9 protein-coding genes and 1 tRNA gene are annotated in these 18735 nt (G+C 43.4%); 4 read left to right on the plus strand and 6 right to left on the minus strand.

All coding sequences use genetic code 11. The features are described 5' to 3' along the window. Nucleotides 1-349 precede the first annotated feature (349 nt). The 6 genes from H524_RS0105210 to H524_RS16425 form a co-directional block, all read right to left on the minus strand. Nucleotides 350-1924, minus strand: coding sequence for a methyl-accepting chemotaxis protein (locus H524_RS0105210; RefSeq protein WP_027939461.1), 1575 nt, complete (start codon nt 1922-1924; stop codon nt 350-352). 729 nt (nt 1925-2653) lie between these two features. Beyond that, entirely contained in the window at nt 2654-9730 is a 7077-nt protein-coding gene (locus H524_RS14370; protein WP_044121540.1) for an AAA family ATPase, read from the minus strand. A gap of 102 nt (nt 9731-9832) precedes the next feature. Beyond that, entirely contained in the window at nt 9833-12337 is a 2505-nt protein-coding gene (locus H524_RS0105220; protein ID WP_027939462.1) for a hypothetical protein, read from the minus strand. An 896-nt stretch (nt 12338-13233) separates the two neighbouring features. Beyond that, nucleotides 13234-13704 carry a flagellar protein FlgN gene (locus H524_RS16420; protein ID WP_052338925.1) on the minus strand — a complete coding sequence of 157 codons (471 nt, stop codon included), beginning with the start codon at nt 13702-13704 and terminating at the stop codon, nt 13234-13236. 278 nt (nt 13705-13982) lie between these two features. After that, on the minus strand, nt 13983-14441 hold the full coding sequence (locus tag H524_RS0105235) for an LPP20 family lipoprotein (RefSeq protein ID WP_027939464.1): 459 nt from the start codon (nt 14439-14441) through the stop codon (nt 13983-13985). Between the two features lie 26 nt (nt 14442-14467). After that, nucleotides 14468-15814 carry a FlgO family outer membrane protein gene (locus H524_RS16425; RefSeq protein WP_156907547.1) on the minus strand — a complete coding sequence of 449 codons (1347 nt, stop codon included), beginning with the start codon at nt 15812-15814 and terminating at the stop codon, nt 14468-14470. A 445-nt stretch (nt 15815-16259) separates the two neighbouring features. On the opposite strand from H524_RS16425, the gene H524_RS0105245 reads away from it, so the two are divergent. From H524_RS0105245 to H524_RS17575, 4 genes are all read left to right on the plus strand, one after another. Next, a complete protein-coding gene (locus tag H524_RS0105245) occupies nt 16260-17438 on the plus strand; it encodes a flagellar assembly protein T N-terminal domain-containing protein (protein ID WP_027939465.1) in 1179 nt (392 codons plus the stop codon). Between the two features lie 144 nt (nt 17439-17582). Beyond that, nucleotides 17583-17657, plus strand: a tRNA-Arg gene (locus tag H524_RS0105250). A gap of 524 nt (nt 17658-18181) precedes the next feature. Further along, on the plus strand, nt 18182-18394 hold the full coding sequence (locus H524_RS0105255) for a DUF805 domain-containing protein (RefSeq protein WP_027939466.1): 213 nt from the start codon (nt 18182-18184) through the stop codon (nt 18392-18394). Between the two features lie 120 nt (nt 18395-18514). Beyond that, the coding region (locus H524_RS17575; protein WP_027939467.1) for a hypothetical protein at nt 18515-18735 on the plus strand (221 nt) is incomplete at its 3' end.

Here is an 18735-nt window from a genome sequence, read left to right on the forward strand (position 1 = left end):
AATCACTGATGCATTTACCCGCCATCACTGCAGCATTTACCAGCTATCTCTGATGCATTTAAATGCCATTACTGCGCACTTACCCGCAATGTCTGATGCATTTACTTAGCCTCTCTGCACTCGACGCCTTGGCATCTTTACCGCAACATATAAAAGATAAGATCATAAGCAAGCCTTGTAGTTCGGCTCTGCGTATACAAAGATAAAAGTACGTCTAGCCAAAGACCAGGCTAAACGTACTTATGGTATGCGCCAGGACAATGAGCTTGTGCCTTAAACGAATGCATGGGGTGCTCTTGTATGTCTTAGCGCATGACGTGCTTATTTGCCACTTTGTGGCTATCGAAGCTTAGTTGTGACGATTGGAGAAGCGATCAACCATAGAGGTTAAATCGCTAGTGTAACTACTGATCATATGCGAGCCATCAAAGCTTTCTTCTGAGCTATTGAGGTTGTCCTCCGTAATAGACAAGATATGCTGAACTTTAATATTCACCTCTTGTGCAGTTGAGGACTGATCTTGGGTTCGTGTAGCTACTTCATTAGCTAATCGTTGAATATTACTAATCGCATCTAAGATCTCATCGAGCTTTTGATTGGTAAGCGCTACCTGCTCAACACCATTGTTAACATGCTCGTGCCCTGACTCCACCATAGCGACAGTCTTGCCTGCAATGACCTTAAACTCATTAATAAGATCATGGATTTGAACGGTGGTGCTCTCAGTGCGTAAGGAGAGGGAGCGCACCTCATCAGCAACCACAGCAAAGCCGCGACCAGCCTCACCAGCACGAGCTGCCTCAATGGATGCATTTAAAGCTAAGAGATTGGTTTGACTTGCAATACCCTTAATTAAGGCTGAGGCTTTTTCAATATCATCCACGTGGGCTGCCAGAGTGTTAATTAAGGTACGAATTTGATCGGATACTTCTTGTAGGTCATTAATAGCATCCTTAGTGGCAAAGGCTACCTCTTTGCCTGAACCCACAAGATCACGGGCGGCAGTGGTATTGTTAGCAGTCTCTCTAGCTAAAGAGCTAATATCAAAAACCATGTGGGAGATGTTCTGACCAATGTCTTTCATCTCATTCATAAGATCAGTGGTAAAACGACTACGTCTTTGTGCCTCGCTTAAGCTATTGGACTGATCTTCTAATCGATCTTGAGCTACCTGATTGATATGCATAGCCGAGCTTCGTACTCGAGTTAAGATCGTATCAATCTCTTTAAGCCTATACATGACGTTGTAAACGCGCTCTGATTCTTTACCGGCACGATTGGTATAGATCAATGTATTAATGACATTAGGCTCAGCTGGGAAAACACGCGTGATGAAATCTAAGATAGAGCGGCGACGATAAGAGCCGTAGATGAGCAGGCCAAATAAGACCACAAAGCTTGCAGTGGTCACATACTGATCGTGCATCACGATAGTTAAGATATAGGCTAGTGCAAAGAAGACATAGAAACACCAAGATGGGATTTCAAAGCGTAAGCTAGTTGGAACCTTACCTTCATTAATCATCTTGTAGTAATGCTTTGCACGAGCAATTTGAGTTTCACTAGCTGCAGTTCTCACTGATTCATAGCCAACGATCTCGCCATTTTGAATAATCGGCATGATCATGGCGTTAACCCAGTAATAGCTACCGTCTTTGCAGCGGTTCTTGATGATGCCCATGAATAGACGACCAGATTTGATGGTCTTCCACAAATCTGCGAAGATCAGAGCAGGCATGTCAGGATGACGCACAATGTTTTGAGGTTGACCAATGAGTTCCTCGCGAGAGAATCCACTCATTTGTACAAAAGTATCATTAACCTCAGTGATAATACCCTCTCTATCCGTCACCGAAATGATCTTAGCGTTGGGGTCGCTAGGAAACTTGTGCTCAAAATCTGTTACAGGGCCATTATTTTTCATTTATCGAACTCACAGCAGCGCAAAAAGTATGGGATATCAGGCCTTAACACAAGCCTGCAAATATAGACGGGCACTTCGCATCAATAAGGTCAATCCCCCAACTGACAATGAGATCAGATCTATTGTGTCGAGAGTCGACCATCTTATCCTCTAATCGGGTTCAAGATGGCGATTCTAATTGAGCACAATTAACTAAAAATTGAGCATCAAATTCCAATTCACACACTTAGATGCAGAGATTTTTAACAACTCTCCACTCATAAGATACTGCATTATGTATCTATGCCATCGAATGGTGTGAGTATAATTGCGTAAACTTAGCTTAGACTTAGTTATTTTGCTGGCAAAACATTACAAACATAATTATTTTTCAAGATGTGATCTAGATACAGCAGATTTGTATGTAATAACCGCCTCTATACTGCCAAACACTCGTCTTTAGCAGGTAACATGACACTTTGTTTGTGAGTTAATAAAAAATTAAGCAAGTCCATAAATATCAAAATCTCCGTCCAAAACATTCACTATTTCTTAGCAAAGCTATATGCAAAGCCTCTTGCTTCTCACAAGACCTTACTAAGATTCACAATGCCGTTGTGATCCACATAGCAGGCGCTAGAAAACAACACACTTTCTACTCAAGATGACAGCTTACTTAGTCATAGATAAAGCAGATGTACGTTAACTAGCGCTTGCTATAGGCACAAAAGCCCAATGTTCTAATTAAACCTACTCTGTCTTTTCAGTCTCCTCGGATGCATCAGATAAAAGAGCGGTCGATGCTGTTGAGTCAGGCTCTGCAAAGGCAGCTGCAGATACTTCAGATGCTGCAGCTGAGGACTCAACACTCTCCTCAAGCTGAGCCTCTTTTGCTTTGGCGCTCTTAGTTCTACGAGTACGCTTTGGCTTGGCTGCTACTTCATTGCTAGCTTGAGCAGCACTATCGGCTACTTTAGCTGAACCATCAGCGCTAGCAGTTGCTACACAAGTAGCAGCGACATCAGCGCCCGCACTAGTTGAGGCAGTGTCATCAGAGCACTGGTCTGATGTTTCAGATACGCACTTGGAGTCTGTCTTCTTGGACTTGGCTTTTGACTTTTTAGCCTTGCTTGAGGTGATCTTGTCATCCTTTGCGCTCTTATGCTCGCCATCAAAGTCCTCAAAGTTACGCATAGCCTGATCTATAGCAGGATAATTAGCACGTAAAGCTAAGTACTTGTCATCCATGGCAACATTGTGTGGCAGCTGATTAAAGCCAGAGCCATAACCAAAGATGTCGTAGCTAAGACGCAGTACAAACTCATACTCATCAGGAGGGAGACGAGAAGCAAAGCCAGCATCAATGCACTCTTGTACGCACATATGAGGGTAATTGACATAGAAACGGCAGATACGCAGTAATGAACGCTCAGATAAAGGAGCTGAGATCTGATTACCCGAGTAGTTAACTGACTCATGCAAGGTCATGTTCATGGCACGCTTAACTACATCAACAGTAAGCTCACTCTCTTGAGTTGCTGAGATCTCAGCATCACTAAGATCAGTACTCTCGTTGCTTGAAGCGCTCTCATCATCAGATAACTTCTTGCGCTTGCCCTTTACCTTGCTAGGACCACCCTTTTCACGTAAGAGCTTTAAGTACTCTTGATCCTCTTGCTTGTTAGCCTCCTCTTCCTCGTTGCTGCTATTTACGGCATTACGTATAGCTGCAGCAATGTCCGGTAAGTCCTCAGTTAAAAGATCACTACTCTTGCTCTGGTTTGCTCTCTTCTCAGTTAAGAAGCGATCATAGATCATGAAGGTCTTTAACACTGAGTTACGAGCGCTGTGCGGAATGGTGTCACTGCCGTAACGAATTACATTTGCCCAGCGTAATAACAGCTTCACAAAATCCTGATTGATAGAAGGGAATGCAGCGCTGATCATGGCAAACTCTTGCTTGTTGCTTGAGTAATTGCACTCAATAAAATGCCAGCGATCTAAGAAAGCCTGATTTTGAGATCTTGCGCCCTGATAAAAGCCAGTGTCATCACCAAAGCCTTTGGTATTTGCAGTGGCAATAATTCTAAAGCCCTCACCTGGATAGAGCTTCTCGCCACCATTACCAACTACAGTTAAAGTCTTACCTTCAAGCACATCATTGAGAGCAGAGAGCTCACCTGGAGAAAGTAAGTCAATTTCGTTGAGTAATAAGATCTCACCATAAATCATGGCTTTAGCTAGTGGGCCATACTCATAAGTAAGCTCGCCGTTACGCAGCACATTGCGGCCAATTAAGTCAGCCACCTCAGTTCTTTGCGATAAAGTGATGGACTCTAAAGGCCACTTTAAACGCGCAGCAATTTCAAACACGACTGAGGTCTTACCACAACCTGATGGACCTGCTAAGTACAAGGAGTCATGACCTGGATTGTCTAAGAACATTAAGATGTTGGTAAGTAACTCAGGCTCAAAGACATAGCTGTGGTTAATAAGAGGCACATTACTTAAGCACTCAGGAGCATGGTGTGGGACTTTAACCATAGGCAGCTTGCCATCGAACATACCAAAGGCTGCATTACAGTCGACAAGCTTTGGCTTTTGCTCCTCGCTCTCACTTTCTGAGGACATGGCACCACTCTTAAGCACGCTCTCTACTTTCTTGGAAAGAAGGCTCTTCACGCTACGGCCTTGATAAACCTCTGATGCAGCACTATCAGTGCTTGCTACATCTTTGCCCAGTTCCTTAAGATCAGCCTTAGCAGTATCAGCAGTATCAGCTACCTCACAGGCCTTTAGATCACCAGACAACACTGCAGCACCGCAAGCCTTGTCATCCATATGCTCATTACAAACTGCGACACTAGCGCTATGAGTAGCACTCTTGTCATCAGGATCTGCATTAACACTTGAATGAGTATTCTGATGTTCATTTGAAACAGCTACAAGATCAGCATCGGCTTTATTAGTCTCATTCATGTGCTCCTGTACATAGGCTGCATTTTGAGCCTTAAGCTCTTGCATCTTATGCACGGTAGCGTGTGACTGAATCTTTGCGTTGAGCTTGTTTAAATACTCGTTATTGGCATGAGCTAAAGTGCTATTAGCATCTAACAGGCCCTGATCTGCACAATCACCATCAGCAACTACACCAGCATTGGCTTGAGCAACACTTGCTGCACCAATTGCTGCAGCATTAGCTGCTGGCATTTGAGCTGATGCTTGAACGGGCACTGGAACTTGAGCAGTAACTTGGCTTACCACTGAAGCTGTAGAGGTGGTAGCTGCAAGCTGGGGCTGCTGCTGTAGTTCTTGTGATCTCTGCTGAGGCTGAGCTGCAACACGTGGCTGCTGTACGGGCTCTGCAACACGTGACTGCTGCTGTACTGGATCTGCAACTTGTGGCTGCAGCTGCGCTGAAGCTGCAACTTGTGGCTGCTGTACTGGCTCTGCAACACGTGGCTGCTGTGGAACTGGGTGCTGCTGCATGGTGTTGTTCATGCAGGCGCTGTTTTGTGCACCTTTGTATTGGGCACCACCCTGAGGGTAATTCCATGCATTGGCAGAATTACTTGCGCTCATGCCGTCTTTAAATGAGCTGTTAACACTGTAGTCAGCAGTGCAGTCGTAATGCTGAGCCTGAGGCATACAAGCATAAGGATTCATATAAACTGCAGATGGGCCATAGTTTTTTGGACTCATCTGATTTGATGTTTGAGGCTGATTTGCTGTTTGAGGCTGGTTTACTTGCTGTGGCACGTTGCCATATGGAGCTTGTGCTCTACCTTTTGGCATTTGCTGATAGTTATTGTTTACAGCAGGAGTGTTACGCATTTGTATCGCTGGCTCATTCCACTTTGAATTGCTTGCAGCCATGTCAGGTCGGTTCATCATTATCTGACGATCCTGGCTGTAAGGAGCATTAGGACGAGCATAGCCGGTAACATAGTTATTTAGAGGACGTGCAGAATTATTGGAGTTCATTCCCTTTGGCAGTGGAGAGTAAGCCATGGTACGAGGATCCATAGTCTGTCCTTGAGTAAAGTTATTCATGGCAGCATTAGGAGTTTGGTTAAAGATAGCCATGCCAAAGCATGGAGCGCCCGCTTCGTTAGTGATGCTAATTTCATCCATCTCACGACGATCGCAATTGCACTTGGAGGTCTTATCAGAGTGCTTATCCATTAATGCACCGACCATCTGATGACGCTTACTTTCATGGAAAGTTGCATTAGCAATGCGCTCCATAGCCTGGTTATAAAAACGCTCACTAACCTCGTCGTCCTCATACCAGTGTTTGCCTGATCCCTCTTCATCAAGATCAGACTCGCCAGAAAGCTCCGCTTCAAGCTCCATTTCATCTAGCTCAAACTCTTCAAGCTCACCAACGTTGATTTCATCATTAAGATCATCTTCTAATGAGACTTTCACGTGGTCATCAAAATCAGATAAATCAACGCCCGCACCAAAGGTTGAAGCTATGCTCTCCTCAAGATCTTGAGCATAGTTGCTCTTACTATCCTGAGGGGCAGCAGCCACTGTCTTGCAATTAGAAGCATCAGCTCCATATACATCACCATGCAAAGCATGAGTAGACTTCTCATCAACAAAATTTGAGCTGCCTGCATTAGAAGCTAAAGTTACGCTGTCTGCATTAGAAGCTGAGGATGGGTTTACCTCATCAGCTAAAGATGAGTTGCATACCTGCATGCGCTTAACGTCGCTCATAAAAGCAAGCTCTTCAGCACTAGCAGTGCTGTTTACGCCCATGCCATTGGAGGTAGATTCAAGTTTCATATATGTCTCCCTGAGCAGTGTCCTCAAAAAGTATTCAAAGGCACTGACTCTGATCTCTTCAATTGATTTGCGTTCTTTCTCGACCGGCATAACAGCCCACATGAGGCTCTTTCTGTCGTAGAAACGCGGCCGCTCAGGAATGAACTGTTCACTAGGACCAATGGCACAGATATCTGCAAGACGCTTGAGGCGATTAGTGTTAGTGATCAGAAGATTAGTGAGGTTATAGCCGTAGAGTGCTTGGCACTCTAAAAAAGTGACACTCTCATTTGAGTGCCGTTCTTGATCAGCACCGCTATACGGTGTAATGGTCAATATGTGTTTAAATTTGCTGTCTTCTAAGCTCCTTTGTGTTTCAACTGTTGTAGTGACTGACTTACCCACATATGTAAAGCTATCGTTTGCTGCCTGCTGTTTATGCTCACTAGCCTCTGTCGGTATAAGAGCACTAGCCCCCATATTTAAAGGAGCACTAGCCCTCACATTTAAAGGAGCACTAGCTCGCGTATTCATGGGCGCAATTGCTTTTGAATTTATGGGAGGTGGTTTTGCCTCTACATCATGGGTTTTCTCAATTGCTCTAGCCGCTTGTAACAGAGGAACATCTTTGATGTGATCCTCTTGTAGTTCTTTTAAGATCTCAAAAGTGACATCCTTGCCAACGAGCTGCTCATCATGAGCTTGTATAGAGTCATCACTCTGTCCATAGCCCCAGGCTCTAGCTGCATTACTATCTGAGTTAACCTGGCTATTACCTGCCAAAATGACGGGTATGGAGCACGGCTCAAACGAACTAAGATCGTTATTAGCAGCAACGCTCTGTGGCTTATCACTTGTAGCACTTAAAGCTACGAGCTCTCTTTTGAGCTGCTCATGCCTACCCTCGTTTAGTGAGTTATCCACACTCAGTAAAGCTTGTGCCTTGAGTGACTTAGCTAGCTGCTTATCGATATCAGTAATAGACTCATTGTCAGGTTGCTGCTCATCATTAGTGGATCTAACTAGAGGAATGATTAACAGCACGCTAGTGCTATGGTCGGTACTCAAATCATGAGAGGCTAATGAACCTAGACTGGGACATAAGCTATTTGAGATATCTAATTGACTAAAGATGGAAGATCGCTCAGCAGCGCCCGCTCTTAGTGGAAATGAATCATTTTTAAGATCACCTCTATGCATGCCTAGAATGGCGGCATTAACCTTTCTGCTAGCAACTAAGCCATAGATAGAAGAGTCAGATAAGTCATCAAATGAACAACAAGTAGCAACACAAGCTGCTGCATTAAAAAACTTTGGGCGGCCCAAAAGATCACGATCCTTAGCTACCAGGCCAAAGTCATAGCCCGCGTCGCGTCCTGCTACTTCTTTAACCTGCACACCTGCTATAAAGTCATTAAGATCGCCATCTTCATCAGCAAATATGTTCACTGCAGCACGAGGCCTATCTGCAAGATGCTTTTCTGCACTAGCACTAGTCTTATCCTCAGGCGCTCTCTCAATTACTTGGGCATAAGGATTGATATCTAAGAGCTCCTCATAGAACAATGCCTCTGAGTTAGCAGTCACTTGAGATGCTGGTACCTTCAAGCACTGTAGTAAGACGCGTTCAAAATCATCCTGCACACACCAAGAGCGATTCTTAAGTGAGGTTGCATACACATGATTAAAATCACCGTACTCATTAGAGATCAGGTTTATGCTTTGATCTGGATCAGTAAGTTCTTTACCAAGTTCAACATCGCCATAGCTAAGATCAGTAGATGTAGTTTCCTTTGATGTGATTACATAAGGTTTATAGGCACTGCTGATAGAGTCGAGATCATTTAAGAACACACCGCTATAGCGCAGCATAAAGTCTCTAAAGGACAAGCTCAGGTCTGTATGCAGGTTAAGGGTGTGCTGATCTACCGTCTTATCTTCAAACACACACTCAAAGCGGGCATTAGCTACTGCATATGCATAAGAACAGCTCTGCAATGACAATGCACGTGGCGCAATATGCAAATCCTCAAGATCACAACAACGCTGTACAGCAGTACTTTTAGCTAAGTACTGATAAATACCGAAGGTTAACGGACGCTTATCTTTAGGCATGGCTATGACATATGAACCTGCCTGCAGATACCAGCCACTACCACCATGCCTTTGAACATCAACGCATGGTCTAAAGCAATCATGCTGATCTACTACAGTTCTGTATAAGCTTTGCTGCTCTGCATTTAGTAACAAATCAGCGTATGCAAAATATGGATAGTCACCTTCATTTGGCAGATGAATGTACTTGGTACTGTCAAACACACAAGGAGCATCAAGATGAGCTTCATGCGATCTCTGTTTTGGAGCGGGCGCTGCAAACAAGGCAAGATCAATAAGCTCAGACTCGTTAGGCATAAGATCATATGGAGACACATAAGCGCTATTATCAGCATCTAATGAAGTGCACTTAGTTTCATCACTAGCTGCGATCTTAAGATCTTCAACAAGATTGCTTAGATCGTGATCTGCATTAATTACATTAAGATCACTTGCACGTCGTTGAGCATCGCTTGCCATATCAGCTTGATCGCTAATTGATAGGCTGCTCTGAGCGCTCTTGGTGGCACTAGCAGGATCACTGATGGATGAACTAGTAGCAGCGATCTTGGTGCCACTAGTAGGATCACTCATGGATGTTCTAGTAGCAGCGATCTTGGTGGCACTCGCAGGATCACTGATGGATGTTCTAGTAGCAGCGATCTTGGTGGCACTAGCAGGATCACTCATGGATGAGCTAGTAGCAGCGATCTTGGTGGCACTCGCAGGATTGCTTGTAGCGGCTTCTTTACCTTCATCATGAGTAAAGAGCGGCATATAGAGATCACTAATGTTGACCTTATGTGTAGCCTGATTATCAGCTAGAGCCAAGAGCTCGGGATCAGCAGCGACAGCAGCATCCTCTAATAGATCTTTGGCGGCAAATTTGTAAAAGATCTCCGTACCTACAGAGCTAGTGGTAATTGATGCAACAGTTGTTGGTAAAACGCGTAACATGAATAAACAAACCTCAAGAACAACGATGTTTTCTACTAAGTGCTGAACTGACTAAGCCAAGCACTCTTCTCAGATACAGCTAGATAACTTTGCGCCTCATGACTACGGAGTAGCTTGGGATGCACTTATCTGCCGAGCAGTCTGGGTAGGAGGCTGTTCTTGGGTTGCTATTTGCTCGTGAATCTTACTTATGAGCACACTCTTAAGCGGCTGAGGGCTTAAACCTATGCTCTGTAGACGTTTACTAATCGCATCGTCGCTAGCAGCTACAGTACAGCCATGATGGCATTGGCTGTCATGCTGTGACTTATATAAGGCCTCACAATCGACAATGCTGTCTAATGACTGTTTAAAAACCTCTGGTTTAACCGGAGGCTCTCTTAACTCCTTGGCAAGTAACTCAGCTAAAGCGCCCTTAAGATCAGCAGAGAGAATGAGCTGATCAGCAAGCCTAATAGCAGTATTTGCAGCAACTGCTTTCTCCTTGCATGCATCTACAGATACATGCTCTACACTTGAAGAGCTCATAGCACCATCAGCACTTGAGACTTCACAAGCATTAGCATCTACTGCTGTTGAGGTTGTGGCTAACTGAGTGCTGCTTAGCTCTCTAGCACTTGCTTTAGTAGCTGCAGCTACATCAGTGGAGGTTTGCTTAGTCTGTGAGCTGTTATTTTTCTCTTGGTCTGATAAATTTTTAGAAGTGTTATATGAATCATCTACGAATACTTTGTGATCAGCAGCTGCGATAGCGGCGCTATGCTCAGAGGTATTCTCAGCTCGTTCATTTGCATCTAAAAACTGGTGTTTATCATCTTTAGGAGCGCTAAAAACTTTTTTTGATGACTCTTGATTTTTGCCAACACGATCACAAGATCTAAATTTTTCTTCCCCTAAAGATACGCATAGTGGGTCATTTTTACGATCACCATTGCTATTTGTGTCTTGCTCTAACGTTGTGTCATCTTCAGTTTGGCCGCTCTTGGCATCAATCTCTTTAACTAAGCTAGGAAGATCGCAACTAAGGTTGAGGCTAGCTTGATTAGTACCTTCACAATTAGCACTCTTAGATGCAGTCAAATCCTTATCCAAGATGCTTTGATCACTGTTTGTAGCAGCTACACAAGGCATTGGAACAAGAGCATCAAGCCCAAGCAGCTTAGCAGGCACTATCTCTTCTTCATCAAGAGAATATGTAGCGCTGCTCACCTGAGAGGCGCTGCTTGCTCTAGAGTCCTTTGACTCTACAAATGATGATGTAGAGACACAGGTGCTAGTTGATGAGTCTGATGATGTTGCGGCACGGCTAGAACTGAGCATGGTGCTTGTGCTGGTATTGCTGAGCATGCCGCTAGTGTCGTAGACATATGATGTAAGTGAGCATGGGGAGGCCGACTTGATGTAGAGCTTCACAATGACATTTACAACAGCATCGTAGTAAGGGTTATCTCTATTGTCTTGACCATATGGCAGTACACTATTGAGCTTGCACAAAGCGACTATCTGGCAAGGCAGGAGTGAGCTTATGACATTACGTAGTCTCTCAAGCTCGTCCTTGCTGCCGTAATAACGCAAGTAGCGCTCAGTAACTACCTGATTCTTATCGCAATTAGGCTTAAGTCTTTGAGCATCAGTAGTGCTCTTGGCGTAGTCTAGAAGTAAGTCTGTAGCTCTTGCGTGCTCTAAGGAGTACTCGCACTTAGTAATCTCATCTTCAAGGTTCTTCTCTATAGCATTAAGCTCACTTGAGATCTGGACAAGATCAGAGGCTTTTTTAGACTTCTGCGAGCGCACCGAGGCAATACTATCCTTGGTATCTCTTAAGAATTTGAGATATGAGAGCTTATCTAGATTATTAGACCCCAAGCTAAATTTAGATGGCGCTACTGAGCTGAGCGCATCAAGCTCTTCAACAAGTGCAGATGACTTGCCCTCATCCTTAAGATCGCAGCTATCTAAAGCGTGGTAGCGATTATTGGGAATGAAAGTTGAAGCACTATAAGCACTAGCAAGAGCCGATGCCAAGGCATTGCTGTTAGCATAGAGATCTTTTGTGTTGGCAGCACTCTTAGTTGTCTTAGTAGCATCACTATCTTTGCCGTTGTGGCGCGGGCGTCGATATGCCGCTGCACTTTTCTCATCAAGCTTGGCTGCCTCAATAAGTTTATCCATCAGATCATGAGGTAACACACCATGACTGAGCATAAGCTTTGAGTAGCTTTCAGTGAGCTTTTGTGCACGATCGAAGAGCTCGAGATCACCGCTTTTATCTAATGATCTTTGCTTAGCTTTATTGGATGCACACGCTTTCTTTTGTGACTCTGCTAAAGGCAATATGAGTGCATTACTATCTTGGCTCTTAGTGCTCTGATCTTTTACTGATAAGTCGTCTTTAATCTTAGCTGTAGCGTTGAGCGAGTAGTTTTCAAAGAACTCTGCTGGCTTAAGTTCAAAGCCACTATCAACTAAGGTGCTATGCAGAGATCCCTCTTCATAACTTAAAAAGCGCACATGTACTTCAGCATAGATTCTGCCTTTACTATCGCGCTTGATCTTCGGTGCAGAGGTTACAACGCCGCACTGAGTAGAAGTATTGTTACAAGACATGCCTATACCATCGAACTCAGAATTAAGATTTAGGTCCTGAGCTGCTATCAAGGTATAAGCACCTTGCTATCAGCTCGTGCCTTTTATCTTGCACCTTTCAATTGATGGCAGAATTAAACTATAAATTATACTTATTTAAAGCGCGATTTTTTGCATTTGTAAAGCTGATGTTTATCAACTTTTACAAAATTTTTGCGATATTGATCATGTATTTTTGTACGTAAAAATTTGGTAATTTAAAAATTGAATTGGTAAATTTCGATCTTTTTTAGGTCTGAGACGCACACATTTTCGCCTCATAAAGTTTGACCATTAGAAATGAAATACTCACAATTTCCACGAAAATGTACTAAAAGTGGCAAAAATCGCAATTTTTAGCATAATCATTAAACTAATGCTAAAAAATGCGTTTAATGCTGATGCTATTAATCTCAGTGATGGTTCCAAGATAACGATTTGACTTATTTGCAAAAAAGGGATCTGCAAAATCAAACTACTGTTAGACACAAAAAACCCATAAATAAGCCACTCTTATGTAACAACTTTTAACTGAGGCTAGTGCCCTCACAATAAAACCACGACGGAAGCGATATTAATGCTGTGGATTGATTGGTTGGTTGCTCGATCGGTTGCTCGCTTGGTTGGCTGCAATGAGTTGGGACTGCTTAGTTTGCTCGTTGGTTGGTTGGTTGGTTGGTTGGTTGGTTGGTGGCGCTAAACGAGATTGCTTGGACAGAGATGATGAGCAGCTTTTAGTTAGATTGATACCTAAATGCGGCGAGAGGTGGGTTATAAACTCTTTTTGATGGCTGTTATCGTTATGGCAGGATAGAAAAACGAAGGCCAGCATGATGCTGGCCTTGTATGAGAATCTTGAGTGAAAGAAGATCGCTATCTTAGGCATTGATGTTAACGCGCAGTGGTCCTGTAGCTACAGTGTTGCCCTTGTCGTTGTAAGTCATGTTACGTGACATACGATCACGTGCTGACATGAGCACTGAGGTTAAGCGACGGTTTGCAGCTAAGCATAAGGAAATGAGCTTGCCGTTGGTCTCATTCATGGTCTTGCACTGATTGAGCTTCTCTTTTAATGCATTGACACGATCTGCATATACGGTCTTGAGCATTGGAGCATCAGGATGCAGCTTAAGGCGTTGATCATTGGCCTGAAGCTTTAACATGAATGATGACTTATCTTCAGCAATGGTCTCGAGATCTTCTAAACGACGATCTTTAATCGCGGTGTACTCACGTCCGAGGATACGGATTACGGCATCTAATATTGCATCCTGCTCAGTTAAGTAGTCTTCTAATGACTTAATTGCTGATACAGGTTTTGCTTTATTGATTGAACGACGTGTAATCATGAGAGTACCTATGACTATGGCCGAAAAGTGCCAAAAAGAAACCTATCGTGAACAGTCAAACAAAGGCAGACAATGATTTTAGTGAGCCTGAGTGTTTGATCTTAATGCCAAACAAACTGCTCGCTAAAAGTAACAATACATCCAACCTTGTTAGCAAATCACGCACTGTCAATTACAAAAGACAGCGTGAAATATGATACATGGAAAGGCCCATAAACGCAAAAGGCAGAGCCGAAGCTCTGCCATTAATGCTATGTGCTCTGCAAAATCAGTGGCAATTAGAGTGCGCCACGGATTTGGTACAGTTCGTAAATGCGCTTGGTATCCATCTCAAGCTCGGTAACATAAGTGTCACCCAGTGGATACTGACGAACTACACGTGCACCATGAATTAAGCCTTCAACTTCAGCGCTTAAACGATCTTCGCGCTCGATGTTGTCAGAATTGCGATTCATAGCCTTGATATATACGCCAGAGACCTGCTCGGTTAACTCGCGATATGCTTCAATCTTAGAAGCTCTCATGGCATTAATCTGCTTCTCAGCTAAGGTTGCACCCTTTTGACGTGATAAAGGAGCATAGCCTGTAGCACGTAAAATTGGGAAGTCGTCTAATTCATTAACACCAGTGTCAGTGTAGTGAACAACCATGGATGCATTCTTCATAATAGTGCTGCAGCCAGTGGTGCTCATTACTAATGCGGCGCATAAAAGTGATGCTTTTAGAAACTTATTCATAATTCAATCTACCTTAATGCCCTACATTACTTGCTAACGCGTCTATAACCGCTTTCATCAGCAGTATCGCGAACTAACATAGTGTTGTGCAGATAAGTGTTAGCAGGATAAACAACTGGATCCTTACACTTACCTAAGATACAGGTAGGCATAACATTATCTGAGGCAGTATCCTCAAGATATACATCGTAGTTACCGCGTGAAGTAGCGCCTACAACAACATTATCCTTGAAACGTGGATCAGGCTTGGTCTTTGGGCCCTCATCAGAGCTGTCAAAGAAATTGTAGTTCTTACGCTCTTCTGGGGTAGCGGTAAAACCAGTAGTACCTGAGCTGGTGGTTGCCTTAGAACCGTTAGCGCTTGAAGTTGTGGTCATTGCCACACTGGGAGCAGCATCAGCAGAAAGGTATACACCGCCTAATGGCTTGCCATTAGAAGAAACAATCTGAGCCTTGGTAATAGCCTTTTGAGCACGGGCGCGTTCTGCCTTAACAGCAGCGCTATTAGCAGTTAAAGCATCAAGCTTGCTCTGTGCCTCGACATACTTAGTCTTGTAGTAGTTGGCCTCACGAATCTGCTCTTTTGACAGATAGCCGCCAGCACCAGCAAAATCACACTGCTTAGTTACAGTACGATAGCAAGCTGGTAACAGATTGTATGGGATGAAATCTGTTGCTGAAGAGATGACCTGGCGAGTCTGCATGTTAATTACACGAGACACTAAAACCACACCTGAGTTGTTACGGGTGATGGTACCGCCAAGCAGATACTTAACATTGGTATCCTTAGCAATCTTCTTCCAGTTACGAGACAGAATGAAATCGCCATCCTTAGTAACAGAAAGGCTGCCAGTTAACTTGTACTCAGTTACTTCAAAACCACGTGATGACATCTCATGGGTGAAGAACTCAGCTAATGCACGACCTAAGTAGCCTGCATTTTCAAAAGTATCAGTATCTACAAATGAGGTAACAGCGATGCGTGGCATGGTCACAATTTTGACATCGCCTTTCTCAGAAGTGCGATCTACTGGAGCATATGGGAGCAGATAGTGGAGCATGTGCTCTTGCATGGTGGTAGCCATACGAGAGGTAACAGCACTGATCTCCATACCCTTTTGCTGGTATACAGACTTATCGCTTTGAACGGAGCTAACTCCCTGAATACGAGCGTTAGACGGTATGTTTGATTGATTATTACTAACCGCAACACAGCCAGGAAGTAATAAGCTCGCACATAAAGCTACGAGCAATGATGACTTAAATTGCATCTCCTGAACCTCAATCTCTTTGAGCAGCACATAGCTGCGGATAGCATTATATCCGCCGCATCTATAAATGAATATTGCGACAAGGTGCAATAACAGTGCCATGATACGATGACAACTGTCTAGCAGATCTTTTGACGATTACGATCGCCTAATTCGCGTCATTGCACTATTGTGTTCATCTTACAAATGTTTGCATATTTCTTGCTCTATACCAAAGCTAGTTGAGTGTATTGCCGCTTCAATGGCTTTTTTATGAGCCATTGCGTGGGTATAGCAGTAAATATGACAAACTGTGCTCAGACAAAAATTTGTTGTCTTGCAACATCTTTTGTACAGCGTATCTTACATTTTGTAATATCACTGCATATAGTTGTCGTACTTGAGCAAGAATGTGTTGTAGATAACTTTGCTGTTACTCACTTGCACCTTCTATTCAAACAATGACCCGATCAGCAATGATCTTTTGATGTCAGATGGGCACAGGCTTTATGTCTGATCCAATGCTGCAGGATCATGAGGCAATCTCGTAATCATCGGAGAGATTAAAATGCGAGCTTCTTTAAAAGCTTTATGTATTGCTCTGTTTATGGCTCTGTTTAGCCAATCAGCATTTGCAGGTTGGTATACATCCCATGGATCAGCAGCCATTATTAATGGAGATCGAGCTGCAGCACGTCGCGCTGCTATTGACGATGCATTACGCAATGCCTCGTTACAAGCAGGTGCTGACATCAGCATCGAGCAGGTTTTAGAAAACGGTACCTTACTTGATGAAAAGCTCCGTATTAAGGCTAAGTCACCTATCCGCCGTATGCAGGTAGTTGAAGAGCAAGAAAACGGCAAGGTTATCACCGTATTAGTTAAGGCTCTCATTGATGATGATTCAGTTTTAGACTGCTATGCAGGCAACATTAAGAAGACTATCTTACCTTTTAAGTTCCGCTATCAAGATCCTGAGGCTTCAGCAAGTGCAGCAGGTTTAGAGGACTTTGATGAGTACTTAAGTAAGATCATCTACGCTGGTATCGCACAAAGCCCTGCTTTAACCATTTTACCTGCTGATAAATCCCGACTTCTGACTCATCAAGGCTCATCAGGTCCAGATTACAACTTACAGCGTACTTTAGACTCTATCTCTCGTCGTACTCAGGCTCAGTTCATCGTTGTTGGCAATATTAGCTCTATTGCTAAGTCCGATACCGGCAATAATGAGTTAACTAAGATGTGGTTCAGCCCTGTACGTACCATTCGTTTTAACGTTCAGGTTTATGACGTCTACAACGGCCGCCAGATCTTAAATAAGGAATACACCGGAGATGCTGAGTGGAATCTTAAGGGTGCTGTAAACATTCGTACTGATCGTTTTGCCTCATCTGACTACGGTCAGAGAGTTAATCAGATCGCCAAGTACGCGATTGCTGACATCGTTTCTAAGTTACGTTGCCAGGTTCCATACGCACGTGTTGTACAAATTAATGACGAGCTAATCCGTATCAACCTCGGTGAAGGTGCTAATATCAAGCCTGGTATGAAATTTAGTGTAATTCACCGCACTGATTACACCGATCGTCACTCTATGACCTACTTCCAGAACAACACCACTAAGAGCACTTACAAGGTAATCGACGTATCTCCAAATGCTGCTACCTTAGCACCTGTTGATATGAACAAATCCTTAATTAACGTAATGCTCGACGACCTAGTAGTGTTAAAAGAAGAGATGTAATTTAAGTTATTAAGCTTTATTTAGGCTATTGAAAAGAGCTGATCTTAGATCAGCTCTTTTCTTTTGCACTCCTTGTTAAGGCTTATAAACCATGCACGCATAACACTTTCAACGTGTCGTGTTTTTGCATATAATATGCGCCGTGTCCCCATAGTTAAATGGATATAACAAGCCCCTCCTAAGGGCTAGTTGTAGGTTCGATTCCTACTGGGGGCGCCACCTTCATCCTTTATATACTCATGTATATATCTTCTTACCAATATCCCCATCATCACTTCTTAAAGCCTTAAGCGCGCCACACATTTGCTCATCTGCAAAGACAAGTACTCCACCCCTAAGCAAGCTTTTCATACCGCGTTAGCACCACGATCTGACAATTTCGCGACACTGACTTTCATGTATGCTTAGTCTATGCTTGCGTTAGATCGTCAATCCACATCCCCATAAAACGTCTTGCTTTTTTGTATGCTGCTAAATTTGCCTACTCTCGATTGCAGCTAGCCGCCTAACAAAAACTTATCCAAACTAAGTGCAACTTTAAGATTGCAGCTAGCCCCTTAACTAAATCTATCCAAGCTAAGTTCAACTTTAAGATTGCAGCTAGCCCCTTAACTAAATCTATCCAAACTAAGTGCAACTATTAAGTCTTTTACAATTATGTGAGCACTGTGGTCTATACAAAGCCTACTTTTAGCCATGCTCTGCCTTATAATTAACTTACTTTGCTGTATTTAGGAGGCGTCATGCTCAGTATTAACGAAGCCTTTTCACGTGCTTTTAGTAAAGGCATCTCTATGGAAGGTCGAGCCATACGCTCTGAGTTTTGGTTTGTTTACCCTGTTTGCGTCATTGCCATGGGCGTTTTAGGCAGAGGTGGCGCTATGTTTGGCAGCTACGGTGCTTTAGTCGCTTGGATGGGTACTGTAGTAATCTTTCTCTTTAGGGAACTTCTATAAATCAAAAACATGATATATATCAGGCGGAGGCGTGATATTTTGCTTGAAAACCTTGGGGTACAATGATATAATACATCATTAATAACAAACAAAAAACATTACCCCAAGGATAACAAAAACATGTCAACAGTATACATTTTTAATCACCCAAATGCAACTAAACTTATTCCATCTTCCAGAGAGGAAATACTAGCAAATGAACCTATTCTGCTAGCACTCGACCAAAACTTCGACTTTGAAAGTTTGCGTGGTTATATCGAGGACAACCTGAAAGCCTTTAGAAAGCAACAGTCAAATGTAAGCGATGATGCCCAACCACATGACACGCAGCACATTGCTGA

Origin of the sequence: Anaerobiospirillum succiniciproducens DSM 6400 (assembly GCF_000482845.1) — a bacterium.
Taxonomy (GTDB): domain Bacteria; phylum Pseudomonadota; class Gammaproteobacteria; order Enterobacterales; family Succinivibrionaceae; genus Anaerobiospirillum; species Anaerobiospirillum succiniciproducens.

Excerpts from the sequence above, each read along its gene's own strand:
- H524_RS0105220 (WP_027939462.1), bottom strand. The coding sequence starts at position 12,337 with ATGTCTTGTAACAATACTTCTACTCAGTGCGGCGTTGTAACCTCTGCA.
- H524_RS0105245 (WP_027939465.1), top strand. The coding sequence starts at position 16,260 with ATGCGAGCTTCTTTAAAAGCTTTATGTATTGCTCTGTTTATGGCTCTG.
- H524_RS14370 (WP_044121540.1), bottom strand. The coding sequence starts at position 9,730 with ATGTTACGCGTTTTACCAACAACTGTTGCATCAATTACCACTAGCTCT.
- H524_RS0105210 (WP_027939461.1), bottom strand. The coding sequence starts at position 1,924 with ATGAAAAATAATGGCCCTGTAACAGATTTTGAGCACAAGTTTCCTAGC.
- H524_RS0105235 (WP_027939464.1), bottom strand. The coding sequence starts at position 14,441 with ATGAATAAGTTTCTAAAAGCATCACTTTTATGCGCCGCATTAGTAATG.
- H524_RS16420 (WP_052338925.1), bottom strand. The coding sequence starts at position 13,704 with ATGATTACACGTCGTTCAATCAATAAAGCAAAACCTGTATCAGCAATT.
- H524_RS16425 (WP_156907547.1), bottom strand. The coding sequence starts at position 15,814 with ATGGCACTGTTATTGCACCTTGTCGCAATATTCATTTATAGATGCGGC.
- H524_RS0105255 (WP_027939466.1), top strand. The coding sequence starts at position 18,182 with ATGCTCAGTATTAACGAAGCCTTTTCACGTGCTTTTAGTAAAGGCATC.